The following is a 13,528-nucleotide window of genomic DNA, read 5'->3' as shown; positions in this document are numbered from 1 at the left end:
GGGCGGTGAAATGGGCAAAGCATATATCGTAGGGGCAGGTCCAGGTGACCCGGAATTAATAACGGTAAAAGCATTAAATTGTATCCGAAAAGCTGATGTCATCCTATATGACCGGCTCGTTAATCCTATTTTGCTCAATGAAGCAAAAAGAGATTGCGAGATTATCTATTGTGGGAAAAAACCTACACAACATACGATGAAACAAGAAATCATTAATGATTTATTAGTTCATTTTACGAGCCAGGGAAAAACGGTTGTTCGATTAAAAGGCGGAGATCCATTTGTGTTTGGCCGTGGGGCCGAAGAGGCAGAAGCACTGGCGAAAAATGGACTGTCATTTGAAGTGGTTCCCGGTATTACGGCTGGGATTGCGGCTCCAGCTTATGCTGGTATTCCGATTACACACCGTGAATACGGAAATTCGTTTGCGGTTGTAACAGGGCATTGTTCAAAAGGCAAACCAATTGACATTGATTGGGGGAGCTTGGCAAAAGCGGTTGATACAATCGCGATTTATATGGGAGTCGGCAATCTTTCCTATATTTGTCATCAGTTGATCAGCCATGGAAAAAATGAACATACACCAGTTGCAATTATTGAACAAGGAACAAGGGTTGAGCAGCGAACGGTCACTGGCACCTTAAGTTCAATTGGGAGTATTGTGGTTAGTGAAGGAGTCAAGAACCCAGCTATGATTGTGGTTGGTGAAGTGGTCAGGTATCGTGAGAAAATGCTACAATACCAGGAAATGGCTCAAGAACAATCTATCCTAACAAGTAAAGAAGTCATTGTCATTTAGAGGGAGAAATCAGTTTTGATTTCTTCCTATTTTATTTATTGGCTCTTTTAAATAAAAATTAAGTTCCCAGTTAAAAATTAGTAAGTATGATATTTGATACGGCCCCTTTTGGTGTTAAAATAATAAATGAAACCAAAAGGTGTTATAAATGATTTCTTTAGGAGGTAATAGGAATGGATAAACAAGGTCAAGAAATGTTTTTAGGTTTTATTTTACAAAGAGTCCAAGAGGGTAAGGAAGATGAAGCTAGAGAAATACTTTTAGAAAATTTCAAGAAACAACAAGAAGGCACTTTTTCGCAAGAGGATATTCAAGCGTTTATCCCTAAAATGATTAGCCTATTAAAACCAGAAAAATTAGAGGAAGTACAAGCAGTAGTGAAACAATTTTCTGGAAACTTCGGCAATCAATAAGGTTACCCCAGCTAAGCACGATGCTTTCCAAGCCATTTCAGACCCAACCCGCCGCAGTATGTTAAAACTACTTGCTATGAGGGAAATGTCAATTGCTGAAATTGTGGAATATTATCCAATAAGCCGCACGGCTGTGAATAAGCATCTACATATCCTTGCTGACTCTGGTCTAGTAAGAAGTCGAAAGGTAGGGCGTGAAACCCGTTATATGCTGATACCAGAACCATTAATTAAAATACAAAATTGGCTGTCCTTTTTTGAACAATTTTGGGAAAATAAACTCTATGCTCTTAAGAGATTTTTAGAGGAAGATAACGATTAGTTAAAGAGAACTATTTAGAACGTAACCTGCCTGCGGAAGTACAGGCAGGTTTTTTTGTACTAATTTTCTAAAAAATAAAACAAGTAATTTGTACTAAAAATATCCGTTTTAAATATATTTTAATGCAGGTAAGATAATGCGAGGAGGAGATAACAAATAACTTTGCAGGTTTAAAAAAGTTATAGAATCATTTGCCATCATCTATATTTGTAAACGGTTTCACGTTCGTTTGGAGGGGAATATGGTGAACATTTTACTATGTTGTGCGGCTGGTATGTCTACTAGTCTATTAGTAACCAAAATGGAAGCGGCTGCCAAACTTGAGGGCATTGAAGCCAAAATATGGGCGGTTAGTGCAAATGAAGTAAATCAACATTTGGACAACGCTGACGTATTGTTAGTTGGTCCTCAAGTGCGGTATTTGCTTCCGCAATTAAAGAAAAAAGGACAAGAAAAAGGGATCCCTGTGGATGCCATCAATCCTGTCCATTATGGGTTGTGCAATGGGTTGGAAGTTTTAAAATTTGCCAGACAATTAGTAGGTTCATAAACATATAGGAGTGGATAACTATGGGCAAATTTAACCAAATGTTAGAAGAAAAAGTCATGCCGGTTGCAGGAAGAATTGCTAGTCAAAAGCACCTACAAGCATTACGTGATGGAATTATCTTGACGATGCCGTTAATCATCATCGGTTCTTTGTTTCTAATTTTGGGGTTTATTCCAATTAAAGGTTATCCTGAATTTATGGCTCACACTTTTGGGGCTGACTGGAATACAAAATTGCTCTATCCTGTAAGCGCTTCATTTGATATCATGGCCCTTATTGCTGGTTTTGGTATTGCCTATCGTCTGGCAGAGCAATACAAAGTAGATGCCTTAAACGCGGGTGCTATTTCTGTCGCTGCCTTTATCCTTGCAACACCATATTTCACCATGTTTACTCCTGAGGGAGCAAAGGAAGCCATCCAAGTAACAGGTGTTATATCTATGAGTTATTTGGGAAGTAAAGGTTTGTTTGTCGCAATGATTATTGCTATTTTATCTACCGAAATTTATCGATATGTTATTCAAAAAAATATCGTTATTAAAATGCCTGATGGGGTGCCACCAAGTGTAAGTAAATCCTTTGTTGCTCTATTTCCTGCCTTTTTAGTTATTCTTGTTGTGTGGATCATTCGATTACTGATTGAAAACACATCATTTGAAACACTCCACAATGTCGTGGGTCAGCTTTTACAAGAGCCGCTCAGTGCATTAGGCGGGTCATTAGCCGGAGCTCTCATTGCTGTATTCCTTGTTCAATTACTATGGTCTTGCGGATTGCATGGTGCAAGTATTGTTGGGGGAGTAATGGGTCCGATTTGGTTGGCACAAACAGATGCGAACCGTGCTGCACTTCAAGCAGGGCACGAGCTTCCAAACGTTGTTACTCAGCAATTCTTTGATATTTTTATTTATCTAGGCGGGTCGGGCGCTACCCTCTCATTTGCTATAATGATGCTCTTTATGGCAAAAAGTCAGCAATCGAAACAGTTAGGAAGGTTAGCGATTGGACCAGGTATCTTTAATATTAATGAACCGATTACATTTGGGGCGCCAATTGTTATGAACCCATTGCTGATCATTCCATTTATCTTAACACCATTAGCACTATGTATTACCACCTATATTGGAATGAGCACAGGATTTGCACCGAAAACAGCGGGGATAGCTGTGCCATGGACAACACCACCAATTATTGGAGGGTTTTTAGCAACAGGAGGAAATATTCGAGGGGCCTTGATGCAAGTCATCAACTTAGCAGTTGCCTTTGCCATCTACTATCCTTTCTTTAGGATGTGGGATAAGCAAAATTTAGCGGCAGAACAAGGGGCCAAACAATAAAAAATAGAATAGAAGAGCTTGCCAGACGGCAGGCTCTTGCTATTGTTATGGGGAGATGATTCAAATGACAAGAGAGGAGTTATACAACCTATCTTTTCAATTAATTTTACACAGTGGAAATGCCAGAAGTCTTGCAATGGAAGCGATATTTGCTGCAAAGGAAAAAAATTTCACTGTAGCTTTTGAGAAGCTGAGAGAAGCTGATCAAGCATTTATTCAGGCACACCAGTTTCAAACACAATTAATTCAAGCAGAGGCAGGGGGAGAGCAATTCGAGCTGCCGATTATTCTTGTTCACGCACAAGATCATTTGATGACAGCCTTAACCGTTAAGGACTTAGCAAAAGAGCTTATTGAACTTCGCCAAGAAATAAACATGGGGGTCTCTAGTGATGACAAAAACTATTAAAATTGTTACAATAGGTGGTGGTTCCAGTTACACACCGGAACTTGTTGAAGGATTTATAAAGCGCTATCACGAACTCCCCCTCAGAGAACTATGGCTAGTAGATATTGAGGAAGGAAAAGAAAAACTAGAGATTGTAGGGAATCTTGCAAGGCGGATGTTCCAAAAAGCAAGACTTCCTGTCAAAGTTCATTTGACACTTGATCGGCGACAGGCACTCCAAGGAGCAGATTTTGTTACTACCCAGTTTCGCGTCGGGCTTTTAGATGCCCGTGCAAAAGATGAAAGGATTCCGTTAAAGTATGGTGTCCTTGGACAGGAAACAAATGGACCAGGCGGACTTTTTAAAGGGCTGCGAACTATACCAGTTATTTTAGAAATTGTGGAGGACATGAAGGAACTTTGTCCGGAAGCTTGGCTTGTCAACTTTACAAACCCAGCCGGTATGGTGACAGAAGCAGTCCTCCGATATAGTGATCACCGTCGAGTTGTCGGATTGTGTAATGTCCCAATTGGGATGGAAATGGGAATTGCCAAATTACTAAAGGTTGAACACTCTCGTGTTCGAATTGATTTTGCTGGATTAAATCATATGGTCTATGGACTCGATGTTTATGTGGATGGAGTTAGCGTGAAAGACTACGTGATTGAATTTTTAACGAATCCGGAGAATGCTAGTTTTGTGAAGAATATCCAGGGCCAGGGATGGGAGCCTGAATTTATTCGTGCTTTAGGTGTTTTACCATGCCCTTATCACAACTATTACTATAAAACTCGTGAAATGATTGAAAAAGAAATAAAAAATGCAGCAACGCTAGGGACCCGTGCTGAGGTAGTAAAAAAATTAGAAGATGAATTATTTGAGCTTTATAAAGACCCGGAACTGCCATTAAACCACCACAGCTTGAGAAAAGAGGCGGGGCATATTACAGTGATGCCGCTGTTCGGTTGATTTCTTCTATTTATAATGATAAGCGGGACATTCAACCGGTTAACACGATTAACAATGGCGCGATTGCCAGCATTCCAAATGAATCCGCTGTCGAAATCAGTTGTGTGATTACAAAAGAGGGACCTAAACCGGTAGTTATGGGCGACCTTCCTATTCCAGTCCGAGGACTTGTCCAGCAAATTAAGTCTTTTGAAAGGGTTGCTTGTGATGCTGCGGTAACTGGTGACTATAACAAAGCAGTCCTTGCCTTGACGATTAATCCTTTGGTTGCATCCGACACGATTGCTAAAAAAATTGTTAATGAGATGATGGAGGCGCATAAGAAATACTTACCGCAATTCCATTAAATACTAATATACAAAAAAGGTAGGGCTTACATTGATACAGTTAATTGTTAATGCAGATGATTTTGGGTATTCAAGAGGTATTAATTTTGGAATTATTGATGCACATAAACGAGGAATTCTCAATTCGGCTACAATGATGATGAATATGCCGGGGATGCGGCATGCTGTAGAGCTAGCTAAGGAGAACCCAAATCTACAAGTGGGTATTCATTTAGTGTTAACATGCGGAAGACCTATTTTAACAGATGTTCCTTCTCTTGTGGATGATAATGGAAATTTCAAGAGGCTTTCTGAAGTTAAAGAGGGCAATGAGATTTCACTTGATGACCTGGAGAGAGAATGGACAGCCCAATTGGAACTTCTATTAGAAAACGGAATTCAACCTACTCATTTTGATAGTCACCATCACGTCCATACAATCCCTGCGTTTTTACCAGTGGTTCAAAAAATCGCTAAAAAATATAATCTGAGCGCAAGAAATTATTTTAAAGAGCAGGTTAATGATGTACGTCTTTTTACTGATGTGTTCTTAGATGATTTTTACGGGGAAACTGCAACATATGACTATTTTGAAAAAATTCCAAGCCGTGTACAAGATGGTCAAATTGTGGAGGTCATGTGTCATCCTGGTTATTTGGATAAGGCGATCCTTAGTGGATCATCCTATGCAATGGACCGTGTAAAAGAGACCGAAATTTTAACTACCATTTCACTGCCTGAGGGAATTGTTTTATTGTAATATTGAATATTATTATATAGAAAAACTGCCATTGGGCAGTTTTTTCTATTTTGGGGTGTAATTTAGATGAATTAAAGAAGGTCTTGCGGACACAACCAGTATTCTTAAGACAAATGATGTCTCAATATCTCTGCATGCCTTCGATTGGTGTCAATCACTTGTTCAGCCAATTGTTGACTAATTGGATCTAGGTCACCTTTAACAAGTTCCTCAGCATATTGAACTCCGTATTGTTCCATTCCGTATATAGCATCATCCAGGAGGGCATTTACGTCATCTGAAAGCATAACCTTGTGCATAAAGCTATGCATCGAACCAGAAAATCCCTCATCATCTGCAGGGGCGCCACCTAAGTTTTGGATTCGTTCTGCTAACTTCTGGGCATCCAGCTTGGTATCCTGCTGCATAGATTGAAAGACTTTTTTTAAATCATCATCGTCCACTTTTTGTATGTAGTGTTCGAGTGTTCGAATCCCCATATAGGTACCTCTTAGCAAGGTATTTAGCTCTTCAATCACTGTCTGATTTGTCATAGTATCACATCCTTCATCCTATTATGAAGCTGGTGAGCAGGTTGTATTCTAATAAAAAGAGAAACCATAAAGAGTACTTCACTCTTTATGGTTTCTCTTTATCATTCCGCTAATTGTTTCTGATAACTATTTCTTTTTATTTTAATACTTACATTAATAACTGCTGCGAGCCAAAGGACAGCGAGGATAAGATAGGTAAATAAACTGAAAGTGTGTGAAACTTCAAAAGCCCCTAATAAGGTTCTAATATTCGTTATAATAATAATTCCTCCAACCAGCGTGCCTAACAGATTAGTTGGGATAATTTTCACTAACCACGCTGCAATTGGCGCTGCGATAATACCGCCAATCATTAAAGCAAGCACCCATTGAATGTTTATTTGAGTCCAGCCTAACGTTAAAAGGAAACCCAGGGTAGAGGAAATCGCAATCGCAAATTCACTTGTATCTACTGAACCAATAACTTTTCTTGGTTCCATTTTACTACTCGTTAACAAGATGGGTGTGGCAATCGGTCCCCAACCGCCACCGCCTGTTGCATCAAAGAAGCCGGCAATAAAGCCTAAGGGAATTAATTGTTTTTTTCCTAATTTCTTACCTGTTAACTTACTTGCAGGATTAAATTTAAACATAAAACGATATATAACATAGACACCTAACATAAATAGAAAAATAGATACATAGGGTTTTATGATATTTCCTGGTATACTGCCCAGAAAACAAGCCCCAAGAAAGGCCCCAATGGAACCTGGAATAATTAATTTATAGACTACGTTTTTGTCAACGTTTCCGAAGCGAATGTGTGATACGCCAGATGCGGCAGTTGTTACGACTTCTGCCATGTGAACTGAGGCTGAGGCAACAGCTGGTGCGATTCCAAACATAAGTAATAATGAGGTGGATGTAACACCATAGGCCATACCTAAAGAACCATCAACTAACTGTGCTGCCAAGCCGATCAGGGCAAGGACGACTAACCTCCTCATAAAAACCTCTCCTTATTATTTCTATACTGAATAGACTAGTTAGTTGTAGCTCATCAGATAAAAGGAAAACCCCATGCCATTCTCAACTAATCCACTCTAGTTTCTAACCTACGATATGAAAGGACAAAATTTTGGGTTCTTGACTATAGTGAAAATAGGTATTTGCCTAGATATAGAAGGAGAGATAAAGATCTAATAGGTACATGTTGAGTGTAGTGGGTAGTTTTCACTTGTCCTTAAGTCAAAACTAGCAGTAAAATGAATAATTGAATCGAGCTTTTGGAGGAAGATGGCATGACTCACTTTCGTAATGTAAAAAAAGAAGATTTAGCAGAACTAGTAAATTTAGAACATCGCTGCTTTTTAAAAGAAGAAGCAGCAACTGAAGAGGCTTTTATAAAAAGGATTGAAACGATATCTGATAGTTTCTTTGTTGCTGAAGAGGATGGTGTAATCGTAGGCTTAGTCAATGGACCTGTCATCGAGAGCGCCTATATCACCGATGACCTATTCCATGAAATCCATGCAAATCCTGCTATGGGAGGACATCAAAGTGTATTAGGATTAGCCGTATCACCTGATTATCAAAAGAAGGGTATTGCATCTGCACTACTTGCACATTTAGAAAAAGTCGCAAAAGAGAAACACCGTAAATCCATTACCCTTACATGCAATCAAAATCTTATTCTTTTTTATGAAAAACAGGGATTTATCAATCAAGGAATCTCAGCCTCATTACACGGTGGTTTTACTTGGTACAACATGGTAAAACCATTAAATTGAAATCATGGATGGTACCTACACTCTCTGCTCATAATCGGAATCCTTTATTGAAGGATTCTTATGGGTAGGGAGATTTTTTTATTTACGAATTCAACAAAAAGCTAATACTTCAATCTTCGAATATTTCGAGAGTGAAAATAATTCATATTTGTGTTACGATGGCATTATTAAAAAAAATATAAATTTTGACTTTGCTGGGAGATGGAGTTAGATGCTATTGTGGAAACGGAATTTATGGATCCTTTGGATTGGAGTCTTTTTTACAGCAGCAAGTTTTTCCATGGTCATTCCTTTTTTGCCGATTTTTCTCCTGCAAATAGGTGTCCATCAACACACTGAAATGTGGTCGGGCTTATTGTTTAGTTCCGCTTTTTTTGCGGGTGCACTTGCTTCTCCATTTTGGGGAAGGATGGCAGATAAATACGGTAGAAAACCAATGATTATTCGTGCCGGTTTTGCCCTATTTGTCGTCTATACTTTAATGGCTTTCGTGACAAATCCATATCAAATATTGGGATTACGGATTATGCAGGGGTTATTAAGTGGGTTTATTCCAGGAGCCATTGCCTTAATCGGTACCAATACTCCTGGAAATAAAGTAGGCTATGCCTTATCGATGATTTCAACAGCTTCTGCATCTGGCAGTATCATTGGACCGTTGTTAGGTGGAGGAATTGCTGACTTAGTGGGAAATCGCTGGGCATTTGCGAGCGCGGGGATGATTGTTTGTTTATCGACCCTGTTAATTATTTTTTGGGTAGTAGAGGAGAATTTTACACCAAGTAAAGGGAAAGGATCAGTAAAAAATGACTTTAGAGTAGCTCTACATAATCAGTCTTTTTTAATGGTACTTATTTTAACTCTGGTAACAAGCTGTTCGATCATGACCATTGAGCCGGTACTTCCTTTATATATTATTAAATTGGGCGGTTCTTCTTCTAATGCTTCCTTCTTGGCAGGAATCGTCTTTTCCCTTCCAGGTATTGCAAGTGCTTTGTTTGCGCCCTATTGGGGGAAATGGGCGGACAAAGTTGGCTTTCAACGAGTCTTATTCATAGGTTTACTCGGCGGTGGAATTGGAACATTAGCTCAAATCGGTTTCACCCATATTTGGGGGTTTTCAGTCATTCGTTTTATTTACGGCATCTTCTTCTGTGCTGTTTTTCCAGCGTTAAATGGTCTTGTTGTGAAATCAACCCCAGAAGATTTCCGTGGCAGAGCATTTAGTTTAAATCAAACTGCTAACCAATTAGGTGGAATGGTGGGTCCGATGATTGGAGGATTTCTAGGTGGAATTTTCCCTGTTAATAGTGTCTTTCTCGTAACGGGTGTTTTACTATTATGTGCAATGATAACCGTTTATTTAAATGGGTCCAAGTTAAATAGTACAATGAAGCAAAAAGCAGTTTCTTAATAGAAAAAAAGTCATTCTAATGTGACTCTTTTTTATGAGGATCGTTATTCAGTTTGAAGAAACTATTTTTTATGAATGTTTATACCCCGTGAAAATGGTGACCATTTAGAATTTATGTTAATATAAATTAGAAAGTATTGGAAAAATTTTCAGCAAACCTAGGAGAGGAAGGTTCATAGAAATGGAATTTGTGAAACTAGGAAATACTGGAATGGATGTATCCCGACTTTGTATAGGATGTATGAGTTTTGGTGTGCCGGAACGAGGTAACCATCAGTGGGTGTTAGACGAGGAAAAGAGCCGTCCAATCATAAAAAAGGCACTCGATTATGGCATCAATTTTTTTGATACGGCTAATGTTTATTCCGACGGTACTAGTGAGGAAATCGTTGGACGAGCGTTAAAAGAATTTGCTAACAGGGATGAAATCGTCATTGCAACAAAGGTCCACGGCCGTATGCATGAGGGACCGAATGGAAGTGGTCTCTCCCGTAAGGCGATCATGAGTGAAATTGATCATAGTCTGAAAAGACTTGGAACCGATTATGTTGATCTTTATCAAATTCACCGTTGGGATTATAATACGCCTATCGAGGAAACAATGGAGGCACTGCATGATGTTGTAAAGGCGGGCAAGGCAAGATACATTGGTGCCTCATCCATGTATGCATGGCAATTCCTTAAAGCGTTACATATAGCAGAAAAAAATGGTTGGACAAAATTTGTTTCCATGCAAAATCATTTAAATCTCTTATATCGAGAAGAAGAGCGAGAAATGCTGCCGCTTTGTATAGAGGAGAAAATCGGTGTCATTCCTTGGAGTCCGCTCGCTAGAGGGAAGCTAACTCGGGATTGGGAGGAAAGTACAGCTCGTTCGGAGACAGATGAATTTGGAAAAACACTGTATGCTGCTACAGCTGAAGCAGATCGTCTTGTTGTGAATCGGGTTGCGGAGTTAGCTTCAAAACGTGGAGTACCTAGAGCCCAAGTGGCGCTTGCTTGGGTGCTGCATAAAGAACCAATTACTGCTCCCATTATAGGGGCAACAAAAATGTCTCACTTAGAGGATGCTATAGGTGCACTTTCCATTCAATTGACCGATGATGAAATAAGCTTTTTGGAAGAACCTTATGTACCACATCCCGTTTTAGGATTTAAATAATTTATCAACCATCCAAAATTTTATTGGATGGTTTTTTGTGATGCTTATAAATCCAGTATATTGACCGTGGTCACAGGAACTTAAAAGATTTTATTCCATTGGGATTACAGAATAATTATATTGGAGAAGTAAACAATATAATTGGTGTCACTACACCAATCGTATGATGTGGAGGGAGATTACCATGATGAACGTACGTGAAGGATTAATTCCTACTGCATTAGGTACAGCTGTAACTGCAACAGGTTACGCCCTTAAGCAGAAACGAGGAACCAATAAAATGATCGCAAACACAGTTTTCGGTTTTGGTTTAGCACACGTCGTATTAGGTGTAATCGACCTTATTGAACATCGTCGTTAAAAAAAGGAGGTAGAGCAGAAAAACTGCTCGCCTCATTTTTTTTCTATGTTTCATTTATGGTAAAAAGTGTTATTGAAAGATAATAAATAATGATGTTATGATATAAAAGCTCCAGTTGAGAAGTTCATCAGAATATCCCATTGGGGTTACAAGTTAATACACTATAATGCGGGTGTGGCGGAATTGGCAGACGCACCAGACTTAGGATCTGGCGCCGCAAGGCGTGGGGGTTCGACTCCCTTCACCCGCACCATCAATCACTACAAATAAAATACAATGCGCCCGTAGCTCAATTGGATAGAGCGTCTGACTACGGATCAGAAGGTTATGGGTTCGACTCCTTTCGGGCGCGCTTAATATTTCGGGAAGTAGCTCAGCTTGGTAGAGCACTTGGTTTGGGACCAAGGGGTCGCAGGTTCGAATCCTGTCTTCCCGACCAGTTATAAAATAATATGGGGTCTTAGCTCAGCTGGGAGAGCGCCTGCTTTGCACGCAGGAGGTCAGGGGTTCGATCCCCCTAGACTCCACTCTAGCATGGAGGGGTAGCGAAGTGGCTAAACGCGGCGGACTGTAAATCCGCTCCCTCAGGGTTCGGCGGTTCGAATCCGTCCCCCTCCACCATAATGGCGGCTGTGGCGAAGTGGTTAACGCATCGGATTGTGGTTCCGACATTCGTGGGTTCGATTCCCATCAGCCGCCCTTTTAATATGAAAATAAAGTATAAACCGTTTGGATATTCCACTTATCCAAGCGGTTTTTTGCTGAATTTTTTTAAAAATAGAAGAAATATAGTTTCACAAAATTAAAGAGCTTTAATGCTTTTAACTTTTTACATCTTTTTCCTCCATTTATCATACATGTATATATAGATCAGTTTTCCAGATGGGAGGAATATATGTGTATTATGCACGGGTTGTACAATATAAACTTGGAATCGGTTATAGAGACATAGCAGAAAAGTTAACAAAGGAATTTGATAAAAAAAGTAGAAAATTAGTTGGATTTAGAGGTAGTGTATACTTTTTCGATGATCCTTCCGGCGAGTATCGGGCATTAAGTTATTGGGATACAAAAGAGGATGCTGAGCAGGCACATAAAAGGCTATTCCCCGAGTTGGAAAGAAAACTAGAAAGCGTAACAAGAGAAAAACCACTTGTTAAATTTTACGAAGTCTATGAAGCAACCGATGATGAAGATTTGCTGACTTCTCATATTAAAATATAACCACATTTAGAACTCTGGACCATATCAGAGTTCTTTTTTAATTCCTTTAAGAAAAAAGAGCATGTATTGGAAAATTCCTCCTCCATCTCGTATAATTTTTATGTAACAAAAATAAGTGCTTTTTAGTTTCCGAATGTCAAAAGTGGTAGAAAAGCTGAAAAAGAGAGGGTAAAAAATGCAAAAAAGAACATTGGGACGTAATGGCTTAGAAGTATCTACACTTGGACTTGGTTGTATGGGAATGTCTGATTTTTATAGCGGAAGGAATGAGGAAGAATCCATTAAAACCATCCACCGCGCCCTTGAACTAGGAATGACCCTCCTAGATACGGCTGATATGTATGGGGTAGGAAAGAATGAAGAATTAGTCGGACATGCGATTAAGAACCACCGTGACCAAGTTGTCATTGCGACGAAATTCGGAAATGTAAGAGGCTCAAGTGGAGGATTTTTGGGTATCAATGGACGCCCAGAATACGTGAAAGAAGCATGTGAGGCTAGCCTTCGCCGTTTGGGAGTGGACTATATTGATTTGTATTACCAGCACCGAGTTGACCCAAAGACACCGATTGAAGAGACTGTTGGAGCTATGGCTGATTTGGTTAAAGAAGGAAAAGTTCGTTATCTTGGATTATCGGAGGCCGCTCCTAATACCATTCGACGCGCTCATATTGTCCATCCGATTACGGCCGTTCAAACGGAATATTCCTTATGGAGCAGAGATGTAGAAGATGAAATACTACCTGTTTGCCGGGAGCTTGGAATTGGGTTTGTCCCGTACAGCCCTTTAGGGAGAGGTTTTTTAACAGGACAGATTCAAAAATTTGAAGACCTTGCAGAAGATGACTATCGCCGTCATTCACCTCGTTTTCAAGTTGAAAATTTTCAGAGAAACTTAGATCTTGTTAATAAAATTAAAGAAATTGCCAATGAAAAAGACTGTCAACCTTCCCAATTAGCGCTTGCTTGGCTATTAGCCCAAGGGGAAGATATTGTCCCCATTCCAGGGACCAAGAGAATTCAATATCTAGAAGAAAATATCGGGGCATTATCCATATCCTTAACGGATTCTGAACTTTCCCGTATTAATGAGGTTGCTCCTCGAGGTGCAGCTGCAGGGGAACGGTACCCTGAAGCAGGAATGAAAGGTGTCAATTTGTAGTTGATATTAAACTACATAGTTAGCATTTAGAATGGAGG

General features: G+C 39.6%; 15 protein-coding genes, 6 tRNA genes and 1 pseudogene. 20 read left to right on the top strand and 2 right to left on the bottom strand.

Going from position 1 to position 13,528, the window contains the following annotated elements; translation table 11 throughout:
- Positions 1-10: 10 nt before the first annotated feature.
- The 8 genes and pseudogenes from cobA (at position 11) to chbG (ending at position 5,865) form a co-directional block, all read left to right on the top strand.
- Positions 11-799, top strand: coding sequence for a uroporphyrinogen-III C-methyltransferase (gene cobA / locus JOC76_RS13505; protein ID WP_205178339.1), 789 nt, complete (start codon positions 11-13; stop codon positions 797-799).
- Positions 800-972: 173 nt separating this feature from the next.
- The gene (locus JOC76_RS13500; protein WP_205178337.1) at positions 973-1,212 is read left to right on the top strand and encodes a hypothetical protein; all 240 of its coding nucleotides are present in this window, start codon (positions 973-975) and stop codon (positions 1,210-1,212) included.
- Positions 1,190-1,534 carry an ArsR/SmtB family transcription factor gene (locus tag JOC76_RS13495; protein ID WP_275591367.1) on the top strand — a complete coding sequence of 115 codons (345 nt, stop codon included), beginning with the start codon at positions 1,190-1,192 and terminating at the stop codon, positions 1,532-1,534. Before JOC76_RS13500 ends, JOC76_RS13495 begins: the two co-directional genes overlap by 23 nt.
- A 244-nt stretch (positions 1,535-1,778) precedes the next feature.
- Entirely contained in the window at positions 1,779-2,084 is a 306-nt protein-coding gene (locus tag JOC76_RS13490) for a PTS sugar transporter subunit IIB (RefSeq protein WP_205178333.1), read from the top strand.
- 20 nt (positions 2,085-2,104) lie between these two features.
- Positions 2,105-3,421: a PTS cellobiose transporter subunit IIC gene (gene celB / locus JOC76_RS13485; RefSeq protein WP_205178331.1), complete on the top strand. Its 1,317-nt coding sequence runs from the start codon at positions 2,105-2,107 to the stop codon at positions 3,419-3,421.
- 64 nt (positions 3,422-3,485) lie between these two features.
- Positions 3,486-3,830 carry a PTS lactose/cellobiose transporter subunit IIA gene (locus JOC76_RS13480; protein ID WP_205178329.1) on the top strand — a complete coding sequence of 115 codons (345 nt, stop codon included), beginning with the start codon at positions 3,486-3,488 and terminating at the stop codon, positions 3,828-3,830.
- Positions 3,814-5,126 (top strand): annotated as a pseudogene (locus JOC76_RS13475) (6-phospho-beta-glucosidase). The gene JOC76_RS13480 and the pseudogene JOC76_RS13475 overlap by 17 nt, the downstream one beginning before the upstream one ends.
- Positions 5,127-5,157: 31 nt before the next feature.
- On the top strand, positions 5,158-5,865 hold the full coding sequence (chbG, locus tag JOC76_RS13470) for a chitin disaccharide deacetylase (RefSeq protein ID WP_205178327.1): 708 nt from the start codon (positions 5,158-5,160) through the stop codon (positions 5,863-5,865).
- A 104-nt stretch (positions 5,866-5,969) separates the two neighbouring features.
- Here the strand turns inward: chbG and JOC76_RS13465 are convergent, their stop codons facing one another.
- On the bottom strand, positions 5,970-6,398 hold the full coding sequence (locus JOC76_RS13465) for a DUF2383 domain-containing protein (RefSeq protein ID WP_205178325.1): 429 nt from the start codon (positions 6,396-6,398) through the stop codon (positions 5,970-5,972).
- Positions 6,399-6,499: 101 nt separating this feature from the next.
- On the bottom strand, positions 6,500-7,384 hold the full coding sequence (locus tag JOC76_RS13460) for a sulfite exporter TauE/SafE family protein (RefSeq protein WP_205178324.1): 885 nt from the start codon (positions 7,382-7,384) through the stop codon (positions 6,500-6,502).
- Between the two features lie 294 nt (positions 7,385-7,678).
- Here JOC76_RS13460 and JOC76_RS13455 point away from each other — a divergent pair, with 294 nt between their 5' ends.
- From JOC76_RS13455 to JOC76_RS13400, 12 genes are all read left to right on the top strand, one after another.
- Positions 7,679-8,167: a GNAT family N-acetyltransferase gene (locus tag JOC76_RS13455; protein ID WP_205178322.1), complete on the top strand. Its 489-nt coding sequence runs from the start codon at positions 7,679-7,681 to the stop codon at positions 8,165-8,167.
- Positions 8,168-8,378: 211 nt separating this feature from the next.
- Positions 8,379-9,581 carry an MFS transporter gene (locus tag JOC76_RS13450; protein WP_205178321.1) on the top strand — a complete coding sequence of 401 codons (1,203 nt, stop codon included), beginning with the start codon at positions 8,379-8,381 and terminating at the stop codon, positions 9,579-9,581.
- A gap of 181 nt (positions 9,582-9,762) precedes the next feature.
- On the top strand, positions 9,763-10,743 hold the full coding sequence (locus JOC76_RS13445; protein WP_205178320.1) for an aldo/keto reductase: 981 nt from the start codon (positions 9,763-9,765) through the stop codon (positions 10,741-10,743).
- A 187-nt stretch (positions 10,744-10,930) separates the two neighbouring features.
- Positions 10,931-11,104, top strand: coding sequence for an asparagine synthase (locus JOC76_RS13440; protein WP_205178598.1), 174 nt, complete (start codon positions 10,931-10,933; stop codon positions 11,102-11,104).
- Between the two features lie 168 nt (positions 11,105-11,272).
- Positions 11,273-11,357, top strand: a tRNA-Leu gene (locus tag JOC76_RS13435).
- A gap of 25 nt (positions 11,358-11,382) precedes the next feature.
- A tRNA-Arg gene (locus tag JOC76_RS13430) sits at positions 11,383-11,456 on the top strand.
- 10 nt (positions 11,457-11,466) lie between these two features.
- Positions 11,467-11,543: transfer RNA gene (locus tag JOC76_RS13425), tRNA-Pro, on the top strand.
- Between the two features lie 15 nt (positions 11,544-11,558).
- Positions 11,559-11,631: transfer RNA gene (locus JOC76_RS13420), tRNA-Ala, on the top strand.
- Positions 11,632-11,640: 9 nt separating this feature from the next.
- Positions 11,641-11,725, top strand: a tRNA-Tyr gene (locus tag JOC76_RS13415).
- Positions 11,726-11,730: 5 nt separating this feature from the next.
- Positions 11,731-11,803: transfer RNA gene (locus JOC76_RS13410), tRNA-His, on the top strand.
- Between the two features lie 198 nt (positions 11,804-12,001).
- Positions 12,002-12,328, top strand: a complete 327-nt coding sequence (locus JOC76_RS13405; RefSeq protein ID WP_205178319.1) for a hypothetical protein — start codon at positions 12,002-12,004, stop codon at positions 12,326-12,328.
- A 175-nt stretch (positions 12,329-12,503) separates the two neighbouring features.
- Complete coding sequence (locus JOC76_RS13400) at positions 12,504-13,490, top strand: aldo/keto reductase (RefSeq protein WP_205178318.1); 987 nt, start codon at positions 12,504-12,506, stop codon at positions 13,488-13,490.
- Positions 13,491-13,528: the final 38 nt, after the last annotated feature.

The sequence above is a fragment of the Neobacillus cucumis genome (assembly GCF_016908975.1).
GTDB classification, from domain to species: domain Bacteria; phylum Bacillota; class Bacilli; order Bacillales; family Cytobacillaceae; genus Neobacillus; species Neobacillus cucumis.
Note: the sequence above shows the minus strand (reverse complement) of the source record. Positions and strands in the feature narration are given on the sequence as shown.